The 26,732-nt window shown below is 70.1% G+C and carries 20 protein-coding genes and 1 pseudogene; 8 read left to right on the forward strand and 13 right to left on the reverse strand.

Going from position 1 to position 26,732, the window contains the following annotated elements; all coding sequences use genetic code 11:
- Positions 1 to 70 precede the first annotated feature (70 nt).
- A complete protein-coding gene (locus EJG53_RS39730) occupies positions 71 to 6,166 on the forward strand; it encodes a hypothetical protein (protein ID WP_125049899.1) in 6,096 nt (2,031 codons plus the stop codon).
- 317 nt (positions 6,167 to 6,483) lie between these two features.
- On the forward strand, positions 6,484 to 7,161 hold the full coding sequence (locus EJG53_RS39735; protein WP_244955551.1) for a CPBP family intramembrane glutamic endopeptidase: 678 nt from the start codon (positions 6,484 to 6,486) through the stop codon (positions 7,159 to 7,161).
- Between the two features lie 54 nt (positions 7,162 to 7,215).
- Here the strand turns inward: EJG53_RS39735 and EJG53_RS39740 are convergent, their stop codons facing one another.
- From EJG53_RS39740 to EJG53_RS39750, 3 genes are all read right to left on the reverse strand, one after another.
- Complete coding sequence (locus EJG53_RS39740; protein ID WP_174856513.1) at positions 7,216 to 8,946, reverse strand: alpha/beta hydrolase; 1,731 nt, start codon at positions 8,944 to 8,946, stop codon at positions 7,216 to 7,218.
- Positions 8,947 to 9,007: 61 nt separating this feature from the next.
- Positions 9,008 to 9,427 carry an SHOCT domain-containing protein gene (locus tag EJG53_RS39745; RefSeq protein WP_125048949.1) on the reverse strand — a complete coding sequence of 140 codons (420 nt, stop codon included), beginning with the start codon at positions 9,425 to 9,427 and terminating at the stop codon, positions 9,008 to 9,010.
- A gap of 294 nt (positions 9,428 to 9,721) precedes the next feature.
- Complete coding sequence (locus tag EJG53_RS39750) at positions 9,722 to 10,273, reverse strand: DUF1269 domain-containing protein (RefSeq protein WP_125048950.1); 552 nt, start codon at positions 10,271 to 10,273, stop codon at positions 9,722 to 9,724.
- Between the two features lie 291 nt (positions 10,274 to 10,564).
- On the opposite strand from EJG53_RS39750, the gene EJG53_RS39755 reads away from it, so the two are divergent.
- The 3 genes from EJG53_RS39755 (at position 10,565) to EJG53_RS39765 (ending at position 14,348) form a co-directional block, all read left to right on the forward strand.
- Positions 10,565 to 11,101 carry a SixA phosphatase family protein gene (locus EJG53_RS39755; RefSeq protein ID WP_031006529.1) on the forward strand — a complete coding sequence of 179 codons (537 nt, stop codon included), beginning with the start codon at positions 10,565 to 10,567 and terminating at the stop codon, positions 11,099 to 11,101.
- A 276-nt stretch (positions 11,102 to 11,377) separates the two neighbouring features.
- Entirely contained in the window at positions 11,378 to 11,572 is a 195-nt protein-coding gene (locus tag EJG53_RS39760) for a hypothetical protein (RefSeq protein ID WP_174856514.1), read from the forward strand.
- 55 nt (positions 11,573 to 11,627) lie between these two features.
- Complete coding sequence (locus EJG53_RS39765; RefSeq protein ID WP_125048951.1) at positions 11,628 to 14,348, forward strand: cation-translocating P-type ATPase; 2,721 nt, start codon at positions 11,628 to 11,630, stop codon at positions 14,346 to 14,348.
- Positions 14,349 to 14,469: 121 nt separating this feature from the next.
- Here the strand turns inward: EJG53_RS39765 and EJG53_RS39770 are convergent, their stop codons facing one another.
- The 5 genes from EJG53_RS39770 to EJG53_RS39790 form a co-directional block, all read right to left on the reverse strand.
- Positions 14,470 to 14,844: a hypothetical protein gene (locus EJG53_RS39770; RefSeq protein ID WP_125048952.1), complete on the reverse strand. Its 375-nt coding sequence runs from the start codon at positions 14,842 to 14,844 to the stop codon at positions 14,470 to 14,472.
- Positions 14,845 to 15,045: 201 nt separating this feature from the next.
- A complete protein-coding gene (locus EJG53_RS39775; protein ID WP_125048953.1) occupies positions 15,046 to 15,564 on the reverse strand; it encodes a hypothetical protein in 519 nt (172 codons plus the stop codon).
- A 211-nt stretch (positions 15,565 to 15,775) separates the two neighbouring features.
- The gene (locus EJG53_RS39780) at positions 15,776 to 16,276 is read right to left on the reverse strand and encodes a flavodoxin domain-containing protein (RefSeq protein WP_125048954.1); all 501 of its coding nucleotides are present in this window, start codon (positions 16,274 to 16,276) and stop codon (positions 15,776 to 15,778) included.
- 115 nt (positions 16,277 to 16,391) lie between these two features.
- Positions 16,392 to 16,670, reverse strand: a complete 279-nt coding sequence (locus EJG53_RS39785) for a CBS domain-containing protein (protein WP_167515253.1) — start codon at positions 16,668 to 16,670, stop codon at positions 16,392 to 16,394.
- Positions 16,667 to 16,972, reverse strand: a complete 306-nt coding sequence (locus tag EJG53_RS39790; protein ID WP_125048955.1) for a hypothetical protein — start codon at positions 16,970 to 16,972, stop codon at positions 16,667 to 16,669. The genes EJG53_RS39785 and EJG53_RS39790 overlap by 4 nt, the downstream gene beginning before the upstream one ends.
- A 451-nt stretch (positions 16,973 to 17,423) precedes the next feature.
- On the opposite strand from EJG53_RS39790, the gene EJG53_RS39795 reads away from it, so the two are divergent.
- Positions 17,424 to 19,793: a phosphoketolase family protein gene (locus EJG53_RS39795; RefSeq protein ID WP_125048956.1), complete on the forward strand. Its 2,370-nt coding sequence runs from the start codon at positions 17,424 to 17,426 to the stop codon at positions 19,791 to 19,793.
- A gap of 30 nt (positions 19,794 to 19,823) precedes the next feature.
- Here EJG53_RS39795 and EJG53_RS39800 read toward each other — a convergent pair whose 3' ends face one another.
- The gene (locus EJG53_RS39800; RefSeq protein WP_125048957.1) at positions 19,824 to 20,558 is read right to left on the reverse strand and encodes an SDR family NAD(P)-dependent oxidoreductase; all 735 of its coding nucleotides are present in this window, start codon (positions 20,556 to 20,558) and stop codon (positions 19,824 to 19,826) included.
- Between the two features lie 109 nt (positions 20,559 to 20,667).
- Between EJG53_RS39800 and EJG53_RS39805 the strand changes: the two genes are divergently transcribed.
- Positions 20,668 to 21,339 (forward strand): TetR/AcrR family transcriptional regulator, encoded by a 672-nt coding sequence (locus tag EJG53_RS39805; RefSeq protein ID WP_244955552.1) that lies wholly within the window; start codon positions 20,668 to 20,670, stop codon positions 21,337 to 21,339.
- Positions 21,340 to 21,643: 304 nt separating this feature from the next.
- Positions 21,644 to 22,885: a hypothetical protein gene (locus EJG53_RS39810; protein WP_174856515.1), complete on the forward strand. Its 1,242-nt coding sequence runs from the start codon at positions 21,644 to 21,646 to the stop codon at positions 22,883 to 22,885.
- Between the two features lie 586 nt (positions 22,886 to 23,471).
- Here the strand turns inward: EJG53_RS39810 and xynC are convergent.
- The 4 genes and pseudogenes from xynC to EJG53_RS44075 form a co-directional block, all read right to left on the reverse strand.
- A complete protein-coding gene (xynC, locus tag EJG53_RS39815; protein WP_125049904.1) occupies positions 23,472 to 24,713 on the reverse strand; it encodes a glucuronoarabinoxylan endo-1,4-beta-xylanase XynC in 1,242 nt (413 codons plus the stop codon).
- 266 nt (positions 24,714 to 24,979) lie between these two features.
- Positions 24,980 to 25,921 carry an aldo/keto reductase gene (locus tag EJG53_RS39820; RefSeq protein ID WP_244955553.1) on the reverse strand — a complete coding sequence of 314 codons (942 nt, stop codon included), beginning with the start codon at positions 25,919 to 25,921 and terminating at the stop codon, positions 24,980 to 24,982.
- A gap of 133 nt (positions 25,922 to 26,054) precedes the next feature.
- Positions 26,055 to 26,267 carry a GMC oxidoreductase gene (locus EJG53_RS39825; protein WP_125048959.1) on the reverse strand — a complete coding sequence of 71 codons (213 nt, stop codon included), beginning with the start codon at positions 26,265 to 26,267 and terminating at the stop codon, positions 26,055 to 26,057.
- 112 nt (positions 26,268 to 26,379) lie between these two features.
- Positions 26,380 to 26,664: pseudogene (locus EJG53_RS44075) on the reverse strand (GMC family oxidoreductase N-terminal domain-containing protein); the annotation flags it as partial.
- Between the last annotated feature and the right edge of the window lie 68 nt (positions 26,665 to 26,732).

Consider the following 26,732-nt stretch of genomic DNA (forward strand, 5'->3'; position numbering starts at 1 on the left):
TTCGGTATTTCCCTGGGCCGTCCGGCCCCTCACTTCTTTCTTGGTGACTACAGAAACGGAGTACGCGTACATGCAGGACCGCTACCACGTCGTCACGGGGCCGCCGTGGTCCCCGCCGGGCGTCCTGGCCCGAGACCTTGAGGGCCTGGCCGCCGCGCTCAACGCCTTGGAGCATCCGGCCGTCACCGCTCTGAACGACCTCACGGTCGACATGGTGGATCTGGCCTTCAATTCGCTGCGGCCGAGGGACCGGCAGAAGCTGCTCGGCAGCCTGGGCATCCGCATGGCGGCCCCACGACGGGTGAGCAGGGCCCTGTGCCAGGATGTTCTCGCCAGGCTGCGGCGTGAGTCGCGGCAGCACATCTGCACGTGCGGGATCAAAGATCTGACCATCACCGTGATGAATCAGGTGGGCGCCTTCGTCTTCCCGCAGGACGGCGAGGTGGTTCCCGACCCCGTGACCCGGTGGGGCGCGACGCTCGTCCGGGCCACGGTGTTCGCCTGGTGCAACGCCTCCGTTGCCGATGCCCACATCCTTGCCTGGGCCGCGGACCAGGACTGGCTCGGAGCAGCGGCCGACGACAAGGAAACGACTCAGCTCGCCGCTGTCGGCGCCGCGGCGCGGTCCCTCGTGGAGGCACATCAGGATTTCGCCCTCGGAGCGGTGGAAGAGGACGAGCCGCCGGTCACGGGCGACGGTCAGCGACGCGCTGCCGTCGCTGACCGGCCGGGCACAGAAGCCCAGGCTCCCGGGACCGTGGTTCCCGGCCCCGGCACCTCTCACGAGATGACCGCTGCGGCGACCGACAGCGCCCGGGCCGACGAGGGAACGGACCCGGAGGCAGCCTGCCGCCAGCTGGAGCCGGCCCTCGCGCACGCTCGGCAAGCCGCGGATAAGGTGACAGCTGCGGTGGTGGACGGCCGCCCTCCGCTGGATGAGGATCTGGCTCCGCTGGCCGCGCTGGGGGCCGTCTTCGACAGCGTCGACGCAGTGTTCCGCACGGCGGGCATCGAGGGGGTGCCTCGCCGCCTGGAGCAGTTGAAGCGCGCCGCACGCGAGCACCGGGCGATGCACGAACGTGACCTCCAGGCACGGGAACCGCTGCGGGAACTGCTGACTGTCGCTTCCCGCCCGGACAGCTCCGCCGCTGCCGCCGCTGCCGTCGAAGCTGTGCGCGGCGCGGCCGGCTGTCTGTTGGGCGCCCCGGTGTGGGAGGAGCCGCAGCGGGAGGAAAGTGCTGCGCTGGCCGCTTTGGCCCGGCTCATCAGGCTGGGGCGGCAGGCAGATGCGGCAGCGGAGATCCTGGCTCTCCAGGAGCGGGTGGTGCGGGTGCTGCCCGCATGCGCCATGGCGGTGCTCATGGCCTCCGAACTGACGTTGGCCCAGCCGGACGACACCGGTCGCGAACCCGTTGGGGCCGCGGCCGACGATGTCACCGAGCCCGCCGCTGCCGAGACAACCGTGGAGGACGGGGACGTACAGTCGGTCAACCAGGAGGAAGAGACCGCCGACCGCTCCACCGAGGAGGCCGCACCGCACCCTGCCTTCCAACCGGAGGCGGCTCCGCCCGCCCGGACGACGACCCCCGAGCCGGTCCGCGCCACCGACGTACAGGCCGTGCCCCCTGCCGGCAGCGTCCCGGCACCCCGCACGGACTCGGACACACCCCTTCCGGTGCTCGCCGCACCTTCGGACCGTCCCACCGAGGACGCACCCGTCACAGAAGCAGTCCCGTCCGCAGGCGACGGCACCGACGAGATCGCGGCCGAGCGGGCCCTGGCACAGCTGATCGTGAATCGGCGCTTCGGCCTCGCCCACCATCTGGCGAGGGCCGCCGGCCACCCCGAGTCACAGGTGGCGGCGCTCCGCCTGGCCGGTGCCGCCGTACTGCTCACCTCCGGTGACAGCCAGGGCGCCCGGCTGACGGCGGACCTGCTCCAGGAATTCGGCGGATACGCGGGCCAGGAAACCGAGGGCAGTCAACATCTCCTGCTGCCCGCCCTGCTGCGTATAGCACTGATCACCGGCGACCACTCGGCAGGCGCTCAGCTCAAAGCGCTGGTGCCCCGGCTCCCGGACCGACTCGGGGAGGTGGCGACCGTCGTCGCCGACCGGGCCCTCAGCGGGGCCCTGCTGATCGCCTCCCCGCTGGTTGCCGACGCCTCGGAGAGCGAGTCCCGGCTGCGGGAGTTGCGTGAGCAGAGCCGTGCCCTGCTCGCACCGCAGAGGTTGCGGTTCGCGCGGGCCACAGAGATCGCCAAGCGCTGGCTGGCCCCCGACGGGATGCTGGGATCGCTGCTCGAAGCCGTCGCCGGCGACCACCGCGACGCAATGCGGCAGGTGCGCGAGCAGGCCGAGCGGCTGTCGAAACTGGCCGAGGTCAACAATGAGATCCAGCGCATGGACCACAAGCACCGCTCGTCCAGCGGTAAGCCGCTGCAAGGCTCCGGGCGTCAGGACCTGGTGCACCTCGTGGAGCGAGTCGTCGGCTGCGTCAAGGAGTGGTGCCTGGCGGTCGACGGTGTTCGCCGCGGGGACCGCTCCGACGGCAATCGGGCTGCCAAGGAGATGGCCTCGCTGCGCCAGTCACTGCTGGACGGCCGAGAGGCGGTACTGGACGAGCTGGAGCGACTGGCCCGGAGGGCGGACGCCGTATCGGCCGCGGCGGCCTGGGCGGCACGCGCCTCGATGGAGGACCTGTTCGCTCTGCTGGCCGGCGACACCGGGACCATGCGTTCCGGCGGTCCGGTCGACCTGGAACTCGCGCTGGACGCGGAGTTGCTTAAGGTCTGCGAGACCCCCGACGAGCGTCCGTCGCTCGACAAGCTTCTCACCGCGGTCGACCGGAGCTGGCAGGACGCCTTCGAGGAGCGGCTCACCCACGATGCCTTCACCGCGGCACGTACCCTCGCCGAGCTGGCCGGACAGGGGCTGCTTCCCGCGGCCGGAGCCGGGGAGTTCGTCCCGCCCGCAGCCGCCGAGATCGACGCCCGGGAAGCCGACCGGCGCACCCAGCTGCGCACGACACATGGGGAACTCGTCGCCGAGTTGCACCGCGCGCAGGCCGATGGCGCCGTGACCGAGGACCAGGACCTGGGCCTCCAGGAGCTGCTCGCCGACGCCCATGACCGCCTTGAGGACGCCGACCGGCACGACCTGCTGGACGTGCGTCGGGCGCTCGACATGGTACGGAGCGACCTGCCCGCTTTCCGGCAGCAGGCGGCCGACCGCATCCGCGCCCGCCTCGACGCCCTGGATCCCAGCGTGGAGGAGCGGACCCAGGTCCTGCGACGCCTGGAAACGAACGACCTGGCCACCGCCGCCGACCTCGTCTACTTCCTGGAGATCGGCGAACCGGTCCCGGAGATCGAGGGAGGCGAGTCCCACCTGCCCGACTTCTTCCCGGCCGTGCCCCACGGCCTGCCGGGAGGCATCGACCGCGATCTCGTAGACGTGGTCCGATCCGGCGGCAAGCATCCGATGCTTCCCGTCCTGGACTACGGAGGTCTCTCCACCGACGAGGCGGCACTGGCGGCCGACGTCCTGGACGAGTGGCGCGCGCTGGCCTCCGCCGAGCGGAACGACCGGCTCCAAGTGGCCCCGACGAGACAGGTACCGCCGCTCCTCAAGCTCCTCGGCTACGACGCCAAGAGTGCCAGGCCACTCGACGACCGGTCCCAGCACCGGCGGGAATACCGTCTCTTCGAAGCGACCGGGGTAGAGATCAACGGCAGGGCGAAGGCACCTGCCTTCGGCTCGCAGATCACGGAGCAGGGAGGCAACCTGCGGGTGATGATGGTCTGGGGCAGGCCACCCGCCAAGGTCGTCATGAGCTGGGCGGAACGGGACACCAGCGACGCGAGCCTCCTCGTCATCTACTTCGGTACGCTGAGCCGCGAGGCGCGCACCGAACTCGCCGTCGGCTCTGCCCGGTTGCAGCCGCTGCTGGTAGTGGACGACGCGGCCCTCGCCTATCTCGCTGCCCGCGGCAATCGCCAGGTCAGCACCGCCACGCAGACCCTGCTGCCCTTCTCCGGCGTCAACCCGTACATTAGGGAGAAGCGCGGCCGGATCGGCGGCGAGATGTTCTACGGCCGTGACGCCGAACGCAAGAGCATCCTCGACCCGCGCGGCACCCAGGTGATCTACGGTGGCCGGGGGCTCGGCAAGTCGGCACTGCTTGCCGATGCCGGAGAACGGTTCACGGAGGCACGCCCCGGCTACCACCAGGCGGTGTACGTCAACCTCGATCAGGAGAACATCGGCAAGGGCAGCTCGTTCGGCCCGGAGACGCTGTGGAGCGTCCTGGAACGGGAACTGACCGAAGCCCGAGTGTCCGACGGCCGGCCGCAGGGGGGCCGGAACAAGCGGCAGGAGATCTCCGAGCGGGTACGCACCGGCATCCGGACCTGGCTGGACGGGGACTCGCGCCGCCGTCTGCTGATCCTGCTCGACGAGTGCGACCAGTTCTTCGAGGCGGACGCCCCACGCTTCGACCAGACCAAGAAGCTCAAGAGCCTCGGGTCCGACACCAAGGACCGCGCCAAGGTCGTCTTCGCCGGACTGCACTCCGTACAGCGCTTCTCCAAGCTCGCGAGCAACGGGCCGTTCGGCCATCTCGCGCAGACCCCGAAGGTGATCGGTCCGTTGGCTCCCCAGTCCGCGGCCGAGCTCCTGGTCGAGCCGATGCGGGCCCTCGGGTTCGAGTTCAAGGACCTCGACCTCGTCAACCGGGTGCTCGGCTACTGCTCCTACCAGCCCTTTCTGCTGCAGATGTTCGGGCACCGGCTGGTCGAACTGATGCACCGCAAGCGGGCACGGCGCGGTGCCGAGGGGCCCCCTTACGAGGTGGAAGTGACCGATATCGAGGTCGTGGAGTCGGATGCCTCCCTCAGAAGCAGCATCTCGGCGGCCTTCAAGGACACGCTGAACCTGGACCACCGCTACGACGTGATAGCCAACGTACTGGCGTACCACGCCCGCCATCATGGTCTGGAGGTGCGGCTGAGCGACACCGAGCTGCGCGAGGAGTGCGAGACGTACTGGCGCAAGGGATTCGAACAGCTCGACACCGAGGGTTTTCGTGCCTACCTCTCCGAAATGGTGGGCCTCGGCATCCTCGCGCCCAACCACGACGGACTGGGCTGGCATCTGCGCGGCCCCAACGCCTTGCGCATGATCGGTACCTCCCACGAGGTGGAGGCCCGCCTGCTCAGGGCCGAACAGGACTGTGCCCTTCAGGAGAGCATCGTGCAGGAGGGCCGCCCGGAGCTGCCGGAAGATCAGCCGGCTCCGTTGACCAACACCCAGCTCGACGATCTTCTCGGTGAGCGGTCCAACCGCATCAGGGTCGTTCTCGGCACACCCGCCACCGGAGTCACCGACGTCGCCCGGACCCTGCGGACGATCGCCGGGCCGATCGATGGCTGGACGCTGCCGCCCGTCGGAAAGCCCAGCGTCTACAAGCAGGAGCTCACCGGAGGACGCCCCCGCGAACGACGTGTCGTCATCAGTGACTTCGTCAACTACCGGGACCCGGTGCGGCCTGAGACCTGCCGGGAGGCCGTCGACCTGGCCGAGACGCTGCTGCCCGCCACTCCTGGGGTGACCCGCGCGGTCGTCCTCGTCACCGACACCACCCAGCTGGCCCTGTGGCGTCCCCTGCTGACGGGCACCGAACCCACTTCGGCCGCCCCGGTGGTGCTGCGCCGCCACGACCGTCGCAGCCTGCGCGGCTGGGCTCAGCGTGCCGGCATGTTCCACACGGAAGACCGCCTGCACCGCCTCCACGAGCTGACCGGCGGCTGGCCGCTCCTGGTCGAACGGGCCTATCGACTGCACCGCGAACTGGGCGACCCCGGCGAAGTACTGCGCCGCTTGGCAGACCTTCGCGTGAATCCGGCCGAAGCCCGCGCCTTCGTCGAGGCGACCGGTGTGTACGCGGCCCCGCTGCTTGCCGCTGGATACCGGGCCCTTGACGACGGGTTTAAGGACGACCCGTTCGACCTGGAGGGCGCGGTGACCGCCGTGGCGCTCAAGATCGAGGATGAGGACGAGGCGCGGTGGATCGTCAACTGCCTCGACGCTCTCCAGGTGTTCGATCGGGTGGGCCTTCAAATGCGCCTGGAACCTCTCTTGCGCCAGTGCGTGGCGATTCCGGTGTGACGTCGGTCCGGCCGCCCGCATCCCCGGGCGGCCGGACGCCTTCCACAATCAGCTTGCCCACAGCTGGCCCCCGCTCGGGAAAGGCGTACTGCCGCTGCGCTCCTGTGCTGGCGGTACGGGACCACCGGTGGGAAAGTGGCTCGCACGGCGTGATGCCAGGGCTCTTGGCCATGGCGGCTGTCAGGTACATCATGGCCCCAGCGACCGATACACCATCAGCGGCCTCGGTCGGCAGTCTCCTCAGGGGCCATGCCGTGAGTCGAGAGAACGGTTCTGCCGACGGCGCCACGCGCGCGTCGCGGCCGATGGGCACGGGTGTGGCTGTGGGCATCACGGTCGCCCTGCTGGTGCTTGCCAACCTGGTCAACGGCCGATGGGCGCCGTCGTTCGGGGTACTGACGGCCGTCGTGGTCAGTGCGCTGCTGCTGGGGGTGCTGTTCCGGGCCGGTGGCACGTGGGCGGATGCGGGGCTGGATGCCGCGACGCTCAAGCGCGGCGCATGCTGGGCGATGGTGCTGATCGGGCTGGTCGGCGTGGGGTATGCGGTGGCGGCGCTGCTGCCGGTCACCCGGGGGCTGTTCGCGGACGAGCGGTACGGCGCGCTGTCCGGCGGTCAGGTGGCGTTGCGCGTCCTGGTCACGGTGCCGGTCGGTACGGTGCTGCTGGAGGAGGTCGCCTTCCGGGGTGTGCTGTACGGCCTGGTGCGCCGGGCACGGGGTGCGGTGTGGGCGACGGTCGTGTCGAGCATGTTGTTCGGGTTGTGGCACGTCCTGCCGTCGCTGGGGCTGGCGGCTGACAAGCCTGCCCTGACGCCGCTGTTCGGCCGTTCCGCGCTCGGTGCGGCGGCCGCCGTGGTGGCGGCGGTGCTGTTCACCGGGGCGGCCGGCGTGCTCTTCTGCGAGCTGCGCCGCCGTAGCGGGAGTCTGCTGGCGCCCATGGGCCTGCATTGGGCGGTCAACGCGTTCGGCTACCTGGTGGGCTTTCTGCTGCGGTGACCAGGTGGGGCGGGGGTGAAGGACGTACCGGTCGGAGACGCGTGACGTACGCGGTCACTTCTCGGCCGCGATGATGTCTTTCAGGCGGCTGAGATCCTGCGCGGTGACGTCCGAGGGCCGCATGACGGCGTTCCACGCGTCCACGTACTCGGTCGTGTAGGTGTGGCCGTGGCCTCTCGGGACGTCGGCGGCGAACGGAAGGTCCGCGGTGACCTGCCAGAACGTCACGAGCGGCAGCCACACCATCTGTTCCAGCACGTCGCTGCCAGGGTGCTGGCCGATCCAGTCAGGTTCGCTGTAGACGAGGTGCGGGCTCCACCAGACGATCGGGTCGGACGGATGCATGAGGTACAGGACACGGCTGCCGTTCCAGGGCCGGTCCGCCGGCGGGATCTCCACGGCCGGATCGTTGGCGAACCGGACGGTCCGCCCGTCCTTGTAGACGGGCTGTACCTCGGGGCTGCCGGCGTCACGGTGGTCGCTGAACTCCCGGAACAGCGTGTTGAAGGCCGGCGGGCCGGCGAACAGGGTGCCCGCGGTGCGGTTGCGCAGGTCGTACTCCCCGCTGAAAGCGGTCTCGCCGCCGAAGGACCCCAGGCTCTCCCCGGCGACGAACAGCCGGGGGCGCCGGTCGGGCGGCAGTTTCGACCAACTGTCGTACACGGCGTCGAAGAGGGCGCGGCCCGCCTCACGGGCCTTGGACTGGTCGACCAGGTAGGAGAGCCACGACGGGAGGTAGGAGTACTGGGTCGCGATCGTGGCGGAGTCGCCGCCGCTGAGGTACTCGAAGGAGTCCACCGCGGCGGGGTCGACCCAGCCGCTGCCGGTCGTCGTCACCACGAGCAGGTTCTTGCGCTGGAAGCCGCCCTGCCGGGTCAGGTCGGCGACCGCCTGGGCGGCACGGGACTCGGCGTCGTCGGACGACGCCAGTCCGGCGTAGGACCGGATCGGTTCCTTCGCGGGACGGCCGGTGAACTTTCCGATGGCGGACACCGACGGGCCGGTGCCGGTGAAGTTGCGCCCCTGCAGGCCCAGCGAGTCCCACGGTACGAGCGAGCCGGGCCCGCCAGAACGCAGGGTCGTCGTGGGCCGGTGCGCCCCTTCCTCGGTCGTCGTGTCGCGGAGCGAGAAGCTCTGGTTGGCGAGACCGACCAGGCCGTCGAGCAGCACTCCGGTGACGATCGCCCAGACAAGGGCAGCGACCGCGGTCCAGCCGACGGCGGACGCGGCGCGTGGCCCGATCCAGTGCCTGAGCAGGCGCACGAGCCGGCGGTACAGGCCGCGGATGCCGCGCGCGGCCAGGAGCAGGAGCCAGAAGACCAGCGCCGCGACGAGGGGAGAGGCCACGGCGAGCGGGACGTTGTAGTCGGTCACCCCCATCAGCCGGCGGATCTCGTACTGCCAGTACTGCCCGAAGCCGAAGAAGAGCCCGAAGAGGATGACGGCGCCGATGAGGAAGCCGGTCCAGGACCTGCGCCGCGGGGGCCGCGGTTCCCGGTCGGCGAACGCGCGCCCCATCCGCGCGACGAGCACCCCGGCCGCATAGCCGAGGGCCGCGGTGATACCGCAGATCAGACCTTGCAGGATGCCGCCGCGCGGGAGCAGTGACGGGGTGAACGACAGGCAGGCGAACAGGAGCGCTCCCCAGCAGCCGGTGAGGGTGACGGACCACAGTCTCCGGCGACCACGGGATCGCCGTACCGCCGGGCCGGGGCTTTCCGCCGCTGCCGCGGTGTCCGGAGGAGGGGGCGGGCCGCCCGGTGACTCCGACGCGTCTCCCGCCATGGCTACCTCCGTCGGTAAGGCCCCACTGGGACAGCACAACGGCCGTTTCCCACCCGGGACGTCAGTGCAGGACCTTGCTCTTCGCCTGCTGGAACTCGGCGTCCGAGATGTCGCCGCGCTCCCTGAGCCGGGACAGCTTCGTCAGCTCGTCGGCCTGGGTGGCGCGGGGCGCGGTCTCCGCCGCGGTCCGGCGTACGTACGTGTCGAAAGCCTCCTGCTGGGCCTGCGCCCTGCTCACTTCGCGCCGGCCCATGCCGCGTCCCCGGACGAGGACGTAGACGAAGACACCGAGGAAAGGCACCACGAGCACGGAGATGATCCAGCCCGTCTTGGCCCATCCGTTCAGCCCGTCGTCGCGGAAGACGTCACCGATGACGCGGAAGAGCAGGAAGAACCACAACACCCACATGAAGAGCCAGAACGTGGTCCAGAAAACGCCGAGCAGCGGATAGTCGTACGCGAGCGTGACGGAACCGCTCATCGTCCTCTCCTTCCTTGCCTCGCTCGTTCTGCCCTGCGTACGCCGTTCCGCCGGAACGGGGCGGCCGAGCAAAGCGGCGATGGTGTCCCGAGCGGGACATGCGGTGCGGAAGAGCATGCGCGGGCTCGCCCCGCCGAGGCGGGTCACCGGCGTACGCATCTTCATCGACGCGGCCCTGGGTCCGACGGCTGCCGACACTAGAGCGGCCGCGCGGCGGGAGCCATAGCAGGACGGGCCAATAGCGGGACGGGCCGAAAGACGGAGGTGTGCGGCTCCTCGTGAAGTCCTCCGTCGTCACGACAGGTTCTTTCGCGAATCAGTCCCTTCCGATGCCTTGTCCTCAGGCTTGTCTTCGAGCCGCGCGGCGGTGGCGAGCAGCTCCGCGGCGATGGGGGCGAGGGCCTCTTCGGTGAGGAAGCCCTCGGCGACGGGCACGCCGCCCTGCTCGCGGACCGCGCGCCGCAGCTTCCGCGCCCAGCGGTGTTCGAGCAGCAGGAAGCCTGCGGTGGTGCCTGGTTCCAGTGCGTCGGCGAGTTCCCGGACCTCGTCCGTGGTGAGGCCGAAGGGGCGCCCCGGTGCCAGGGAGGGGCACGCGGCTTCCGCTCCCCGCAAGCTGCCCGGACTCAGCCCGAGCAGCGCGCTGACCGTGTCGCCCATGCCCTCCGCCTGATAGCCGACGGAGACGAGGTCACCGTCGGGCTGCTTCTGTACGATCAGCAGGTCCAGCACGAGGATCTGGCCGGCGGCCGTGAGGTCGTCCAGCTCCTCGGCGATCCGCCCCTCGAACGTCGTGTCCGGGCCGAACGCGATCGTCAACAGTTGTATGGGGCCGGTCTCGGTCGTCATGCGGTCTCCCTCTGTAGAGGCTCCCCGCCATTCAGCAACGGGCACGGTGGGGCGGCATCCCCCGTAGGAGGTGAGTACACGGCGCGCGGCGGCTCCGTCGCTGTCCGAAAGACGCGAGGCAGCGCCGCTGAGGGGGATCGACACGCTCAGGCACCGAGTACTGTGTGCTTCGCCTGCCGAACTCGGACGCTCTTGACGGCCGTGGTCCACGCCGTCGTGTACAGGCCCGAAGCCAGGGCGCGTCCCCTCAGGACCACGGCACTCTCTACGTGAGGTGTGAGGTGTCCCGGTGTGACGATCTCGCCTCTGCGGCGCCTGCTGTTGTTGCGCCACGCCAAAGCCGCCCGCCCCCCGGGGACGGCAGACCACGAGCGGCCGTTGTCCGGGCGTGGCCGCCGGGACGCGCGGGCCGCGGGACAACTGCTGGCGAAGGAGGACTGGCTGCCCGACCTGGTGCTCTGCTCCACGGCGCACCGTACGCGGGAGACGTGGGAGCTGGCCGCGGCGGAACTGGCGGGGCTGCCTGAGGTGCGCTTCGAGCCACGGCTGTACCACCCGCCGGTGCCGCAGCTCCTGGCCGTCGTGCACGAAGTGCCCGCCCACGTAACGACGTTACTGGTGATCGGCCACAACCCGAGCCTGCGGGACACGATCCTGATGGCGGCCGGCGACGGAGTCGGCCGGCGGGTCCGGCAGGTCCGGGAGAAGTTCCCGACCGCCGCGGTCGCCCTGCTGGCCTGGCGCGGTACGTGGGACGAGCTCGACGCCCGTACGGCGCTGCTGACCGGGCTGGCCGTCGCCCGGGGAGCCCGGCCAGGGCCTTCGTGACCGGCAATCGCCGTCCGACGGCGAGGGGAGCCGGACGGTGTTCCTCAAGCGGATGGTCCGCCGTACTCTCGTCCTACAGTTGCCGCCCTGGCCCTCGGCGGATCGGGTCACCGATCGCGAAGCGCAGCTCGCCGACTGCTTCGGTAAGGACTGCTCCGGTACAGGACTGTTTCGGTACGAGACCGCTCCGCCGTGTCCGACGGCGCGCACCGGCGCGGGACGGGGAACCGGTACCCGTACCCGTAGGCCCGCTCGCACCGAAAGGGCCGACCGCTGATGACCGACACGACAGCGGAACGCATCGAGGCGTTCATCGAACGGCTGCGGATTCCTTTCGGCATGGAGGTGGGCCTGGAGCGGGACTGGGACGTACTGGTGTGTCTGCAGGCGCTGGACGCCGGCGGCGAGGACAGGACGGTCCGCAGGAAGAACGGCACGACAGGCGAACGGAAGAAACAGGAACAGGGATAGGGGCAGGGACAGGGACAGGGCGCAGCCGGGGACGACCGGAGCGGAGGCAGTCACGATGGCTGTGGAAACAGGGGCCCGGAACCATCGAGCAGTCCAGCCCGAGCGGTGGTACGCGCGTTCGCCGGAGGAGGTCGCGGCGGCCATGGGGGTGGACCCGGCGGTGGGAGTCTCCGCGGCGCGCGCCGCGGAGCTGCTGGACCGGAACGGCCCGAACGCGTTGCCGGCGGAGGAGCCCGAGCCGGGCTGGCGGCGGTTCCTGGCCCAGTACCGCAGCTACATGCAGATCATCCTGGTCGTCGCCGCGGTGGTGTCCCTGCTGATCACGGAGTGGGGGACCGCCGGGATCCTGCTGGCCCTGACGGTGCTCAACGCGGTGATCGGCATGCGGCAGGCCGGCAAGGCCGAGAGCGCCATGAACGCCCTCAAGTCGATGATGAAGGCGACCGCCCGGGTACGCCGGGACGGCAAGGAAGCCGAGATCCCCGCCGAACAGGTGGTGGTCGGCGATGTCGTGCTCCTCACGGCCGGAAACGAGGTACCGGCGGACGGTCGCATCATCGCGGCCAGCGCGCTGCAGATCGACGAGGCGACACTGACAGGCGAGAGCGCGCCCGTCGCCAAGGAAGCGCGGACCTTGCCCGGTGACCGGCTGGGACCGGCGGATCAGTCGAACATGGCGTTCATGAACACCCCTGTCACGCACGGCAGCGGCACCGTCATCATCACGGCCACCGGGGCCGACACCGAACTCGGCACCATCTCCGGCATGCTCTCCGCCACGCCCGAAGAGGCGTCGCCGCTGACCAAGGAGCTGGACCGGCTCACCCTGTGGATCGCGGCGGCGGCCGGCCTGACGATGATCGCGATGTTCGCCCTGGGGCGCAGCCGCGGCGAAGCCTGGGACGTGCTCTTCGTGAGCGCCGTCGCCCTGGCCATCGCGGCCATCCCGGAGGCACTGCCCACGGTGGCGCAGACCATCCTCTCCATCGGGGCCGTCAACCTCGCCAAGGGGCACGCGATCGTGAAGGGCCTGCCGTCGGTGGAAACCCTGGGCTTCACCTCGGCCCTCAACTCCGACAAGACCGGCACCCTGACGATGAACCAGGTGACGGCCGTGGAAGTGCTGACGCCGACGGACCGCTACACCGTCTCCGGCAGCGGGTACGGCCTGGAAGGCAAGGTGCACCACGCCGCGGGCAGTTCGGACTCCATCGAGCAGGCGGTGCTGCCTTATCTGGTCGCCTCCGACGCCGTACTCGTCGACGGCAAGGTGGTCGGAGATCCTACGGAGGGCGCACTGGTCGTCCTCTGCCACAAGGCCGGCCTGGACATCGACGGCACCCGTGAGCGCCTGCCCCGGATGGCCACTCTGCCGTTCGATCCGACCTACAAGCTGATGGCCACGTTCAACGCGGCGAGCGATGCGGCCGGTCGGCCGGTCGTACGGTGCTTCGTGAAGGGCGCGGCACCGGCGGTGACGGCCCGAGCGGCGACGGCGCTCTCCGACGGCAGGAGTTTCCCGTGGGACGCGGGCCTGCGCCAGCGGGCCCAGGTGCACGAGGACCGGATGGCGCGGCAGGGCAAGCGGGTGATGGCCGCCGCGGTCCGCGATCTGGACCCGGAACGGTTCGACCCCGCCGGTGACCTTCTCAGTCACGTCACCGAACTGCAGATGACAAGCCTGGTGGGGATGGTCGATCCGCCACGGGCCCAGTCCCGGGCCGCGGTCGCCGCCGCGCAGGCGGCCCGCATCCGCGTCCGCATGGTCACCGGGGACGACGTCACCACCGGCGCCGCCATCGCCGAACAACTCGGCATCGAGGGCGACGCCGTCCTCGGCGCGGACTTCGCCGCCCTGTCCGAGCCCGAACGGCTGGTCGCCATCGAGAACATCGGGGTTCTCGGCCGGGTCGCCCCCGAACACAAGGTGCTGCTCGCGGACACCTTGAAGAAGAAGGGCGACGTGGTGGCCATGACGGGGGACGGCGTCAACGACGCCCCGGCGATCAAAGCGGCCGACGTCGGCATCGCCATGGGCTCCGGTACGGAAGTAGCCAAGAACGCCAGTCAAATGATCCTCTCCGACGACAACTTCGCCACCATCGTCTCCGCGGTCGAGCAGGGCCGGAAGATCTACGACAACCTCACCAAGTACATCCGCTTCGTCCTGGTCCTGCTGGTGGTCTTCGTCCTGACGTTCCTCGGCGCCGCCCTGTTCAACATCGCCGCCGGTGAACCGTTCACCGCCGCGCAGGTCCTGTGGATCCACTTCTTCGTCAACGCCGCCTTCGGATTCGCCCTCGGCTTCGACCGGGAGAGCCCGGGCCTCATGGCCCGCAGCCCACGGCCCCGCGGCGAACCGGTGCTCACCACGGGCGTGATGATCACCGTCGGAGCGGCCGGACTCGCCATCAGCATCGGCCTGCTCTGCATGATCCAGCTCGGTCGGTCGCTCTACGACAGCCTTCCCATCGGCAACTCCATCGCGTTCACGGCCTTCGCCCTGTGCCTGATCGTGGCCGCACTCGAATGCCGCAGCGAGACCGGCACCGTACTGACGACCGCCAGCTTCGACAGCAAACAGATGAACCGGGCGCTGCTCATCGAGGTCGTCCTCGCCGTCGCGGTCACACAGATGGACCTCTTCCACCGTCTGCTGGGCACCACCGAACTCGACCTGAGGCACTTCGCGTGGGCCCTCGTACCCGCCGCGGCGCTGCTGGTCCTGTGGGAACTCGGCAAGCTCGTCGCCCGTGGGCGCGGGGGTGTTCGGTGAGGGGGTGGGCGGCGGGTGCTATGTGTCATGGGGGCCTCAAGCCCGGTTCCGCTCGGGAAGCGGGAAGCGGGACTGGCTTTCTCACAGGTCCCGCTTCGCTACCGGGCCGGACATCGGTCCCCTACCGGGCGGGCTTGCCGTTCTGAGCGCTGACGGCCGGTGTCGGGTGCTGACCCGGCGCCTCCCCGGTGCCCGTTCCCCCGCCACCCAGGCCCATGACCAGCATCGCGGCCAGGAGGAGCAGCAGCAGTCCGGTGCCGCCACCCGCTGCTGCGGCCCGTGGGGTAAGGCGCCGACGGTGCGCCCGGACGGGGGAGCCGTTGCGGTAGTGGCTGCGCACGTATGTCGTTGCCCCCGGAGGGGTGGGTGAAGACGTACGGATTCGGCGGGAGGCCGACGAACGGGAGGACGATGCGGTGCCGGACGACCCTTTGGTGCGGCGGTAGTGCGGCCGGACCCAGGAGCCGTTGCGGTAGTGCCCACGAACGTATGCCATCAGGGTTCCTCGGGAGGAGTGGGGCGAGAGGTGAAGATCACGCCCAAACCAGGGCGCATACCGACGCTACAGCCCGCCACTGACAGCCGGGCGGGCGTCAAGTCCTCTGGGTTACTGTCCCGTTGATCGGCATGAGGGCCGGCCGTCCGTATCGCGGGGGCCGCTTAAGCGGGCCAGCTGTGTGGCTTGCCGCCCCCCAGATCAGTGCTTCAGCGCGAACTTGAGGGCGACGATCAGCAGCCCGATCACGAGGTTGACCGCATCGGTGAGGACCACTTGGTGCCAGACGGCGCCTGCGCGTCGCGCGGCAGCGGTCGCCCAGCCCATCTGGCTGATCAGGGCGACGGCGAGGGCGAGCCAGGCCGCCCCCTGGACGTCGAGGCCCAGCAGGGGACTGACCAGCACGGCGACCGCGGAAGGCACGGCGGCCTCCACGATGGGCCACTCCTCACGGCACACATGGAGCACGGTTCCTCTGCTCAGGGAGCGCTGCGCCAAGCGTGCCCCGAAGAGCTGGGCATGGACGTGCGCGAGCCAGAAGACGACCCCGGTTGCCAGCAGCAGCAACGCCAGCTCCAGCCTCGGGAAGGTTCCGAGCGTGGTGGCTCCGACCACGACGGAGGCGGCGAGCAGCGAACCGTAGACCCCGCCGGTGTAGTCGGCATGGGCACGGCGCTCGCCTCTCCGCACCCGGGCCTGCGCCCTGAACTTCTCCAGCATTCTTCGCTCCCGGGTCAGCGGGCCGGAAACATGGCGTCCCCCATCGTGCCGGTCTGCGCACGACCAGGACACCTCTGGTTCGGAAAGCCGGAGCATTGCTTTATTACGTGGGTTGCCCGACCGTCGCCGTGTCGCGCGACTGAGTGGACCGTACGTGGGGGAGGAGCGAGGACCGGGCCCTGCCCGGCCCCGCCCGTCTGTCCGGTTCGAATCACTGTTTGCTCAGATCGGTGGCGATACTGTGCGCCCACGCGCGGATCTGCTCGAAGTCGCGCCAGTCGTGGGCCATGCCCCGTTTGGCCATGGAGCGGGCCAGCCAGCCTTGGGGCCGGGGATCGAGCCGGCCGCCGAAGGTCGTGTGGCCACGTGCCTCGATGCGGGACATGTCGCGCAGCACCGCGCGGGTGGGCGGGACGTCCTTCTGGGTCGCGGTGGCGTCGAGGGGGCCGCTGCTGAAGCACCACACCGGGCGCTCCAGCAGCGGGTCCTTGAGCCTGCGGGCGAAGCGGCGGGCGTCGCGGTGCCAGCGGCCGGCGTACAGGCCGCCGCCCAGCACGATCGCGTCGTACGAGGTCACGTCGGTGACATCCGCCGCCGAGCGGGCCTCCGCCGGCACGCCGTCCTTCTCCAGTGTCGCCGCGATCTCCTCGGCGATGCCGGCAGTCCCGCCGTTCTGGGTGCCGTAGGCGACGAGAACTCGTTTGTCGGTCATGGGTGTTCAGCTCCGTCCGGAGGGGTCAGGTCTTGCGCAGCCATTCCTCGGTGATGCCGTGCGGGGCGAGCCACAGAGTGCGGACGAGGACGTCGTCTCGGGGGAGGACATCAGGTCACGGGCCGTTCAGGCGCCTGACTTGGCACGTACGGTGCGGGCGCTCTCGGAGCGCCGGGCCGGTACGTACCCGGGCGTGGTGCGTCGTCCTGACGGCCTGGCGGTACATCAGGTCGGTTTCGGAGACGACGCCCAGCACCTTGTCGTCCCGGTCCACGACGGGCACTCCGCTGACGGCGTGCCGGGCCGGCAGGTCGGTGACCTCCTTGAACGGTGCTTCAGGGAGCGTCTTGACGACATCGCGGTTCACGATCTGGTCGATCAGCCGGTGCTTCATCTTCGGGGCTTCCTTCCGGCTTTCGAGGCTTGTCCCGGGCGGCGGGCTTGTCGATGGTGGTCAGCGACCCGCTGACGGCCACGTGCCCGCACGCGGCCGGTGACGGTGTCGATCAGACGGCGGGCGGCCCTGGCCGCCGCACGGTCGAGGGCCCGTACGGCAGGGCCGGACGGCAGCGGCCGGATGCGGCTGTCCAGCGGGAGGAACGCGTCCGGACGGCCCTCGGCGAGGACGTCGACCAGCGTTGCCGGTCCCTCCGGCACGGAGATCACCGCTTCTGGTACCGCTGCGCTGTGGGACATCGGCGCCTCCTCGGCAGCGTCCCGTGGGGCCGTGTCCTCATCGTCGGCCGGAGGACTCCGGCCGGGAGGGGGCCGAACGGCCCTGGCAGGCGCCGCCCGTCCCGAGGCGCCGGCGGTCGGCTCATGCTGCGCAGTCTGACTCCCGCGCCCCACGACGCTGCGTGGCATCCCGCTTCACTCTGACGACGACGAGCACGATCCCTACGCGATCCGCATCGACCTGTTGCGATTCGAGACAGGCAAGGCGCGCGCATCGCGTTCAGCCACGACCCGGAGACCGGGAACACCGCGCCGCACTTCGCTCCCGTCCCTACCCTCCCCGCGCAAGCGCTCAGCTCCCCGGCCCCTCCGACGCTGCGGAGCTCGGCCCGTACGGCCCTGGTGGCGCAAGCCGGACGGGGCCAGGCTGTGCGCGACACGAGAAGGCCCACCCTCAGTTCCGGAGGCCCACATGTCCCCCGCGCCCGACCTCACCGACGACGAACTCCACGCGCTCGACGCCCACTGGCGCGCCGCCAACTACCTCGCCGTCGGACAGATCTACCTGATGGGCAACCCCCTGCTCACCGAACCCTTACGCCCCGAACACGTCAAACCCCGGCTGCTCGGCCACTGGGGCACCTCACCCGGCCTGAACCTCGTCCACACCCACCTCAACCGGATCATCAAGAGCCGAGACCTGGACGCACTGTGTGTCTGGGGCCCGGGCCACGGCGGTCCGGCGGTGCTGGCGAACTCCTGGCTGGAGGGCAGCTACACCGACACGTATCCGGACATCGGCCGGGACAGCGCCGGCATGGCCCGGCTGTTCCGGCAGTTCTCCTTCCCCGGCGGTGTGCCCAGCCACGTCGCGCCCGAGACGCCCGGCTCGATCCACGAGGGCGGCGAACTGGGCTACTCCCTCGCGCACGCCTACGGTGCCGCCTTCGACAACCCCGGCCTCCTCGTCACCTGCGTCATCGGCGACGGCGAGGCCGAGACCGGCCCGCTCGCGGCCTCCTGGCACTCCACCACGTTCCTCGACCCGGTGCACGACGGCGCCGTCCTGCCGGTCCTGCACCTGAACGGCTACAAGATCGCCAACCCGACCGTGCTGTCCCGGCTGCCCGAACCGGAACTCGCCGCGCTGCTACGGGGATACGGTCACGAGCCGATCTTCGTCACCGGTGACGAGCCGCTGCCCGTCCACCGTGCCATGGCGGCCGCCATGGACGCCGCCGTGGACCGCATCACCGCGATCCAGCGCGCGGCGCGCAACGGAGACACCTCCGAACGAGTGGCCTGGCCCATGATCGTGCTGCGCACCCCCAAAGGCTGGACCGGCCCCGCCGAAGTCGACGGCCTGCCCGTCGAAGGCACCTGGCGCGCCCACCAGGTCCCGCTCGCCGCCGTCCGCGACAACCCCGACCACCTGCGGCAACTGGAGGAGTGGCTGCGCTCGTACCGCCCGGAGGAACTGTTCGACACGGACGGACACCCCCGGCCGCAAGTCCTGGGATGCGTCCCCGAAGGGCAGCGCAGGCTCGGCGCCACCCCGCACGCCAACGGCGGCCTGCTCCTGCGCACCCTCCCGCTGCCGGCCCTGGAGCGCTTCGCGGTGCCCGTCGACAAGCCCGGCGCGACCCTCCACGAACCCACCCGCGTCCTGGGGAGCCTGCTGCAGAAAGTCATGGCGGACACCGCCGACCGCCGTGACTTCCGTATCGTCGGCCCCGACGAGACCGCCTCCAACCGGCTGCAAGCGGTGTTCGAAGCGAGTGGCAAGGCGTGGCAGGCGGCGACGGCCGACACCGACGAGCACCTGGACCGGCACGGCCGCGTGCTCGAGATCCTTTCCGAGCACACGTGCCAGGGCTGGCTGGAGGGCTACCTCCTCACCGGGCGCCACGGCCTGTTCTCCTGCTACGAGGCGTTCGTCCACATCGTCGACTCCATGGTCAACCAGCACATCAAATGGCTGCGGGTGACCCGCCGCCTGCCCTGGCGCCGCGCCATCGCCTCCTTCAACTACCTCCTCACCTCCCATGTCTGGCGCCAGGACCACAACGGCTTCTCCCACCAGGACCCCGGCTTCATCGACCACGTCCTCAACAAGAGCCCCGAAGTCGTCCGCGTTTACCTGCCGCCGGACACCAACACCCTGCTCACGGTGGCCGAACACGTCCTGCACAGCCGTGACTACGTCAACGTCGTGGTCGCCGGCAAACAGCCCTGCTTCGACTGGCTGGACCTGGACGCGGCCCGCGCCCACTGCGCCCGCGGAGCCGGGATGTGGGAATGGGCGGGCACCGACGACGGCACCCGCGAGCCGGACGTCGTACTGGCCTGCGCGGGCGACGTCCCCACTCAGGAAGTCCTGGCCGCCGCCGGACTGCTGCGCCGGCATCTGCCGGACCTGTCCGTACGCGTCGTCAACGTCGTCGACCTGGCGCGGCTGCTGCCGAAGGAGGAACACCCGCACGGCATGTCCGACGCGGAGTATGACGCCCTGTTCACCACCGACCGGCCGGTCATCTTCGCCTACCACGGCTACCCCTGGCTCATCCACCGCTTGGCCTATCGCCGCGCCGGGCACGCCCATCTCCACGTACGCGGCTACAAGGAGATCGGCACGACCACGACGCCCTTCGACATGGTCGTGAGCAACGATCTCGACCGCTACCGCCTGGTCATGGACGTCATCGACCGGGTCCCCGGACTGGCCGTCCGGGCCGCCGCCGTCCGGCAGACGATGGAGGACGCCCGCACCCGCCACCACGCCTGGATCTGCGAACACGGCACGGATCTGCCGGAGGTCGCCGACTGGTGCTGGACCGAATGACCGCCGACGTCCCGCGCTGCGTCGCAGGCGCTACGCAGCGGCCTGTGGAGTCATCGACTCGGGGTGGAACTGCTCGACGCGGTCGCGCCTGGTGTACATGTTCCAGTAGTGCTCCGCGAGGTCGTCCGGGTCGGCGACCGGGAAGTGCGGACCGTCGGCCGAGTCGAAGGCGGCCTGGGCCGCGGCGGACACCTCGCTGCGGGCGATCAGGGACGCGATGGTCAGGGCTCCGGCGTAGATGCCTGTGTCAGCCAGTTCGGCGTTGAGGGAGTACATGTAGTTGCGGGTGGCGGACATCACCGGGCCCAGGCCGCTGAGGTGGGGCATCGGCTGCGCCGCCGAGTAGCCCTGAGCCAGCAGGAAGGCACCCTCGCCACGCTCGGTCCACTCCGGCAGCACGGCCCGGACCACCTCGACCGGGGTGAACAGCAGCAGCGGGGTCAGGCCCTCCAGAGTGGCCGCGTCCAGCTCGGCGGCCGGGGTGAAGCCCTGGTCGCCGCTGATCGGCCCGTACTCGACCACGTCGATCCGGCCGAAGCGGTCACGGATCGCCTCGACGAGCGCGGGTACCTCGGCGGGCTGGGAAAGGTCGGCGGGGAACGCCACGGCCTCGATGCCTTCCTCGGCGAGCACCTCGACGAGGGCGTCCAGCCGGTCCTTGCGGCGGGCCACCAACGCGACCCGGAAACCTTCACGCCCGAAGCGGCGGGCCACGGACACCCCCAGACCGGTACCGGCACCGAAAACGGCGATCACCTTGGACACAGGACTGCTCCTTGCCGTGGCAACGTTCTTGACCCTCGGGTCAACTTGTTGGCCGACGGTAGCAGGTAAGTTGACCCGAGGGTCAAGTGGCTTCCGGGTGCATGCGATCATGGAGGCACGCCACGCCGGAGCCGGGAGGAAGGACCTGATGCGGGCCGACGCGCAACGGAACGCGGAGAAACTGCGGGCAGCCGCCGCCGAGCTCTTCCAGGAGCGCGGCCTCAAGGTGCCCCTGAAAGAAATCGCCCGCCGGGCCGGTGTCAGTCACGGCACGCTCTACAACCTCTTCGGCACCCGCGAGGCGCTCATCGACGAAGTCGTGGCCGGCCTTGCCGCGGACCGGCTCGGCGAAGCCGCCGAGCGCGCCCTGTCCTTCGAGGATGCCGGGGAGGGATTCGCCTACTACGTCGAGAAGGTCTGTGAACTGCAGGCCACCGATCCCGCGGTCGCCGATGTCGTCAGCGGACGCTTTCCGGCTGCCGAGTGCCTGATGGCCATCTGCGGCCGGGCGCAGGACGCCGCCACACGGATCATCGAACGAGCCCGGCTGGCCGGCGCCGTCCGCCCGGACTTCACCGCCGAGGACCTCCTGCTGTTCTTCGGCACCAGCGCTCTGCTCGCCCGCGCCGTCGCGGACACCGCGCCCGACGCCTGGCGCCGCCAAGTCGCCTTCTTGCTCGACGGACTGAGTACGGGGGCAGCGCAAGGGTCGCTTTCCGTCGCCCCGCCGACCCCGCAGCAGACGTACGAAGTGATGGGCAGGCTCGCCGGCGGGTCGTAGCAGGAGTAGCGGGAGCGGACGCCTCAGGGAGGCTGAAGCGGTCCGGATCGCGGCTTCGCAGTCACCACTCATCAGGAGGCCGTCGAGCACCAGCGTGCACGAGCCGGGCCGGGGCCGTCTCCAGGATGAGTTCGTGGGCGGCGAGGGGCAGAATAAGTCCCCCTAGGATCATTTTTGGCCAGTTACGGGCTCTCGCCCCCACCCCTGTGGCCGCTACGTTCACCCCTGACCGAACACACAAAACCAGGGGGAAAGGGCAACAATGCGCCCCATAGGACCCGTCAGCCGCACCGGCAGATCACTCATGGCGGTGACCGCTACGGCGGCCGCCTGGGCGGTCACCGCCATGGGCCTCGCGGCCTCACCGGCTGCCGCAGCGCCCACCACCACGACGGCGCAGACGCCCGCGCCCGGTGACGCCTGTACGGCGGCCGACCTCGGCACACGCCACCCGTACATCAAGTCCACCGAAGTGATCCCGACGATCACCCACTTCAAGGGCTGGTACGTCACCGAGGGCACCACCGGCACCCAGACCGTCACCACCACCACCCAGACGACCATCACGGTCTCCGTCGGTCTCAGCGGCAAAATCGAGGGCGGTTTCGGCACCGAGGCCCTCGGCAAGGTCGCCGCGAGCCTGGGCCTGGACGTGAAGGCCGAGTACACCTCGACCAGCTCCGAGACGAACGCGGTCACGTGGAACTTCAACCAGCCCGGCTACTACGGCGCCTACAAGGGCACCAAGAAGGTCACCGGTACGTACGCAAGCCTCAACTGCAACCGCGTCCAAAAGGGCGACGGCGGCTGGGCGTTGAAGTGGGTCGAGGGGCCCGACGGCGGCAACTTCACCACCTACACCGCCCTTGAGGAAGGCGCGGTGCGCTGCCAGGACAAGGTGCCCGCAGGCAGCATCATGGCCAAGGCGCAGACCCTGCTCGACTGCGGCTCGGCCGCCGCGAAGGCCGAGCACCCGGCGGGCGCGGTGGCGCCGACGGCGAAGCAGACACAGGACCGCCTCGCGCAGCGCCCGGCACTCGCCAGCGGCACGGCCGCCGCACAGCCCAAGGCCACCGGGCGCAGCGCGCGGGTCGCTCTCGACTGCCAGCCCGAGGTCTACAAGATCGCCGTACCTGGCAAGCCCCTGTCCTGGGGCGCACCGGTCCTGGCGGCCGACGGTGTCCGCCTGCGGCCCTCGTCGATCTTCAGCGCCCACCTGGACAACTGGCGCCTGTGCAACGTGACGGAGCGCAACGGGGTCCTTGAGGCGTCCCTGTGGAACTGGGGCAACGGCGCGTGCGCGACCGTCGCCGCGCCGAACGCGGCCACCGAACGGGCGGTCCTGCAGTCGGTCACCTGCGCGGAGGACGACCTCCAGCGGTTCTACATCTACCGCGACGTACCCGGCAGCTCGAAGATCGGTGTGCAGAACAAGTACACCGGCTCCATGATGGGCCACGACCGGTACGCGGACGGGGAGTTCATACGCCAGTACTCCAGCGGCAGGCAGGACGGCACGGGTACGTACACCCTGGTCGGAGTCTGACGGCCCGCACCCGGTGAGCGGCCCCGCACGAACCCGGCTTTCCGGGTTCGTGCGGGGCCCTCTCGCCGGCTGACGGGGCTCACGCGTTTCAGGCTTGAGGCCAGGCATCCGAATCGCGCAGTGCTGACCGACGAGGAACTGGCGTCACTCACGGGCGCCGTCCTGGGGCACCCCCTTCGACGGGGTTTCATTCACATCTGGACCTCGCTTTTGGATGAGGTCGGAAGGGCGCCTCAAGAGGGGTGTTTACACAGCGTCATAAAGCTGCCGCTTATGGTAGTTAAGTGACCCCCGGCCGGGCGGTGGCGCCGCTCCTGCTGGAGTGCCCGGCGGAATTTCTCCCCGCCCTCTGGGCGTGTCTGCTCGGCGGCCTCCCCGTGTGCCCCCTGGTGCCGCTGCGCCGTGACCCTTCGCGATGGGCCGGCGAGCTGGCCCACGTGCACGCGCTGCTCCGGCAGAACCAGGCAACCGGACAGCGGGGTAAGCGACCCGGGACGCTCGTCCAGCAAATGCGCCGTCCCTGGTCAGAGCGAGTCAGTAGAGCGGTGCGTTGGGGCGGGCCGTCGTCCTTCGCCTGGTTTCCCGGTCATGCTGTGACGAGGGTGGTCACGCTTCGCGCGGGGAGCGTGACGGTGAAGGAGCCGTTCGACATGCCGGTGGTGCCTTGGCGGGCGACGGTGCGGCTCGCGTCGGTCAGCCAGGACGAGACGCGGGACGCGGTGCTGTGCCTCAGCGCGAACTGTTGGCTCACCGGAGATGTGGTCTTGTTGATGGCGATGACGACGATGGAGCTGCCGCCCTGGTACGCCGAGACGTGGACATTCGGCGCCGGGGTCGCCGTCGCCTCGATCCGTACGTGTCCGGGGCGGACGAATCTGGCGAAGTGCGCCATGCAGGCGCCGCGCTTGCTGAGGTGGCCGTCTTCGCGCAGGAGGCCGTAGCTGCGGCGGATGTACCACCAGACGTATGCCTGGAATTCGGCGCCCACCATGGCGTGGTGGAGGTGTTCGGCCACGTCGAGGGCCTGCGGCCAGAGGTCCGCCGAACTGGTGCTGTCCGGGTGGTAGACCTCGGTCATCCAGAGTTCCTTGCCTGCCCCCTTCTGTTTGAAGAGGGGGTAGGGGAAGTTCGTGAACGGCGTGCCGTAGAGGTGGGTGGCGATGATGTCGACGTTGGCGAGCGCCGCGGGGTCGTTGAGGATCGGGTCCGAGACGGTCTTGGTGTAGTTGAAGGATTCGGGTGTGATGACCCGGGTGTTGAGGGAGTCGGCGTGCTCCCGCAGGAACCGGACCAGCTCGCCGGGGGTCCACCACGTCCAGTCGTGTGCGTAGTCGGGCTCGTTCTGCACGGATATGCCGTACAGGTTGACTCCGTTGTTGCGCAGGAATCCGTTGAAGTCGTTCAGGTGCCTGGCGTATGCGCCGTACATGTCGTGGCGGAGGCGCCGTGCGTTGGTCTGGCTGCCGTGGACGAAGGTCTCGACCATGTGGGCGGGCGGATTCCACGGGGACGCGAACACGGTCGCTCCCAGCTCGGCCGCGCGTTTCGCCGTCGCCAGATCACGGCTCCAGTCCGCCCGGTTCTCCGGTACGGGAATCCTCAGGACGGACAGCCCCAGCCGGCCCTCGCCGGTGCCGAATGCTTTGTCCCGTTGAGCGACTGTCAGGTCGCCGGCCCAGGCCGCGTGCGTCATGCCGCCGAAGCCCCGGATCGTCTGCCGCCGCGCCGAGGGGTCGACGACCGCCGTGGCGGCGGCCGCGGTGCCCGAAGCGCCCCTGGCCGATGCCGATGCCGAGGTCGTGGCCGTGAGGACCGGCAGGGCCCCCATCGCGGCCAGGACGGTTCTCCGGCTCGGCGGCCTCCGCTCGCCGCTCCCGGGCTCGTGCGTGCCTTGCGTCACGTCGTCTCCTTCTCTGGGCTGTTGATGGCGTCCGGAGCGCTCTCAGACGAAGGTTGCCGGGGGAAGGCTTTAGGTTGCCGAGGGAGGTGTGGGCCAGGGAAAGTGGCTGGATCGAGAGGGCTGACTGGCCGTAGAGCGGCCCCTGAGGTTCGTCGCGAGGTCTTGCGGCAAGCGCCGGTCGGCGGGAAAGGCTTTCAGGGAAGCGGGGCGTCCCGGGCGGCGATCCACAGCTCGTACCACTCCTCGTGAGTGAGTTCCGGCTTGCGGCGTACCGCGTCCGCGCAGGCGCCGATGCGCTCAGGGCGGGTGGTGCCCACGACGGGGGTGATCCCCGCCGGGTGACGCTGGAGCCACCACAGGAGAATGGTTTCGGGTGTGGTGTCCTTGCGCCGGGCGAGGTCGGTGACGAGACGGCTCACCGGCGTGTCAGTGGAGGTCAGGCGGCCCCGGGCGAGCGCACCCCAAGCCTGGAGCCGGATGCCGTTGGCCGTGCAGTGTTCCAGCGTGCCGGGGGCGAGGCCGATCCCGGTGGCAGCAGGTGTGTTGACGAGGACCCCCGCTTCCACCCAGTCGCGCCGGGCCAGGCTCATTTCGAGTTGGTTGACGACCAGGGGGACGTCCACATGGGCCTGGAGGGCGGCGATCTGCGGGCCGCTCACGTTGGAAACGCCGAATTGCCGGACCAGTCCCTGGGCGTGGAGGGAGGACAGTGCCTTGGCGATGTCCTGCGGGTCGGCGAGGGGGTCGGGGCGGTGCAGGAGGAGGACATCGAGGACGTCCGTACGCAGCCGGGTCAGGCTCTCCTCGACGCGTCGCAGGATGCCGGCGCCCCGCAGGTCGTAGTAGCCGGGCCGGTCGCCGTCGGGCAGCCGGATGCCGCACTTGGTCTGCAGGACGACGCGCTCCCGCAGCCCGGGTGTACGGGCGAGGACCTCGCCGAAGACGGCTTCCGCCTTGCCGTACCGGTAGATGTCGGCGTGGTCGAACGCCGTGATTCCGGCGGCCAGGGCCGCCTCGATCGCGGTCTCGGCGTGCTGGATGTCCCGGGGTGTGTACGGCTGGGTGTCCCAGTCGCCGCCGAGTCCCATACAGCCGTAAGCGAGCTTGTGGGTACGGATGTCGGTTTGTGCGGCCATGTGGTCTCCGAGGTGCGTGCGGGAGGTGTTGTGTATGAGGAGTACCGGATATGAGGAGCGCTGGGTATGAGGAGTACCGGATACGAGGGGTGCTGAGTACGAGGAGTGCTGGGTACGAGGAGTGGCGCGGCGGTCAGGTGACCAGGGCTTCGGCGAGCAGCTCGGCGGCGGCCAGGACCGGCAGTTGCGTGTTGGCGGCGGGCGCGGTCGGCAGGACGGAGGCGTCGGCGACGCGCAGGCCCGCCACACCGTGGACGGCGCCCTGCCCGTCGACCACGGCCCGCGGGTCGCCCGCCGGGCCCGTGGCGCAGGTCCCACGCGCCGTCCGGGCAGTAGGCGCTGGCAGCCCGGACCAGCATCCGGTTGACGTACAGCTTCCCGGCGGCCTCCTTGGCCGCGAGGGCCGCGTTCAGTTCCCGGGTGGGGGAGAGGGGGACGAAGACGCCGGGCTGGTCGGACAGGTTGGCGCCGACGCCCGGCAGGTTCACCTCGCACCGGATGCCGTGCTCCTTCAGGTGCGCGGCCGGTCTGATGCCGCTGCGCATCAGTACGGTGGAGGTGCCGAAGGTTCCGCAGGCCAGCACGTGCATGTCGGCCGTCAGCGTCACCTGTCGTCTGCCAAGGACTACGCGCACGCCGTGCGCCCGGCCCGACCGTATGTCGAGGCGGTCCACCAGGGCGTCGCCGAGGATCGTCAGGTTCGGCCGGGACCGAGTCGCCGGGGCCAACCCCATGCGTTCCATGGCCCGGAGCCGGTACGGTTCGAGCACCGTGGACGACCACCGTTCGCCGCCCGCCCGCGTCCACTCGG

Source organism: Streptomyces chrestomyceticus JCM 4735 (assembly GCF_003865135.1).
In the GTDB taxonomy this organism is placed as follows: Bacteria; Actinomycetota; Actinomycetes; order Streptomycetales; family Streptomycetaceae; genus Streptomyces; species Streptomyces chrestomyceticus.

What these genes read in the sequence shown, in the direction of transcription:
- EJG53_RS39730 (WP_125049899.1), top strand. Translation starts at nt 71, where the DNA reads ATGCAGGACCGCTACCACGTCGTCACGGGGCCGCCGTGGTCCCCGCCG.
- EJG53_RS39740 (WP_174856513.1), bottom strand. Translation starts at nt 8,946, where the DNA reads ATGGCGGGAGACGCGTCGGAGTCACCGGGCGGCCCGCCCCCTCCTCCG.
- EJG53_RS39745 (WP_125048949.1), bottom strand. Translation starts at nt 9,427, where the DNA reads ATGAGCGGTTCCGTCACGCTCGCGTACGACTATCCGCTGCTCGGCGTT.
- EJG53_RS39750 (WP_125048950.1), bottom strand. Translation starts at nt 10,273, where the DNA reads ATGACGACCGAGACCGGCCCCATACAACTGTTGACGATCGCGTTCGGC.
- EJG53_RS39760 (WP_174856514.1), top strand. Translation starts at nt 11,378, where the DNA reads ATGACCGACACGACAGCGGAACGCATCGAGGCGTTCATCGAACGGCTG.
- EJG53_RS39765 (WP_125048951.1), top strand. Translation starts at nt 11,628, where the DNA reads ATGGCTGTGGAAACAGGGGCCCGGAACCATCGAGCAGTCCAGCCCGAG.
- EJG53_RS39770 (WP_125048952.1), bottom strand. Translation starts at nt 14,844, where the DNA reads ATGGCATACGTTCGTGGGCACTACCGCAACGGCTCCTGGGTCCGGCCG.
- EJG53_RS39775 (WP_125048953.1), bottom strand. Translation starts at nt 15,564, where the DNA reads ATGCTGGAGAAGTTCAGGGCGCAGGCCCGGGTGCGGAGAGGCGAGCGC.
- EJG53_RS39780 (WP_125048954.1), bottom strand. Translation starts at nt 16,276, where the DNA reads ATGACCGACAAACGAGTTCTCGTCGCCTACGGCACCCAGAACGGCGGG.
- EJG53_RS39785 (WP_167515253.1), bottom strand. Translation starts at nt 16,670, where the DNA reads ATGAAGCACCGGCTGATCGACCAGATCGTGAACCGCGATGTCGTCAAG.
- EJG53_RS39790 (WP_125048955.1), bottom strand. Translation starts at nt 16,972, where the DNA reads ATGTCCCACAGCGCAGCGGTACCAGAAGCGGTGATCTCCGTGCCGGAG.
- EJG53_RS39795 (WP_125048956.1), top strand. Translation starts at nt 17,424, where the DNA reads ATGTCCCCCGCGCCCGACCTCACCGACGACGAACTCCACGCGCTCGAC.
- EJG53_RS39805 (WP_244955552.1), top strand. Translation starts at nt 20,668, where the DNA reads ATGGAGGCACGCCACGCCGGAGCCGGGAGGAAGGACCTGATGCGGGCC.
- EJG53_RS39810 (WP_174856515.1), top strand. Translation starts at nt 21,644, where the DNA reads ATGGCGGTGACCGCTACGGCGGCCGCCTGGGCGGTCACCGCCATGGGC.
- xynC (WP_125049904.1), bottom strand. Translation starts at nt 24,713, where the DNA reads ATGGGGGCCCTGCCGGTCCTCACGGCCACGACCTCGGCATCGGCATCG.
- EJG53_RS39820 (WP_244955553.1), bottom strand. Translation starts at nt 25,921, where the DNA reads ATGGCCGCACAAACCGACATCCGTACCCACAAGCTCGCTTACGGCTGT.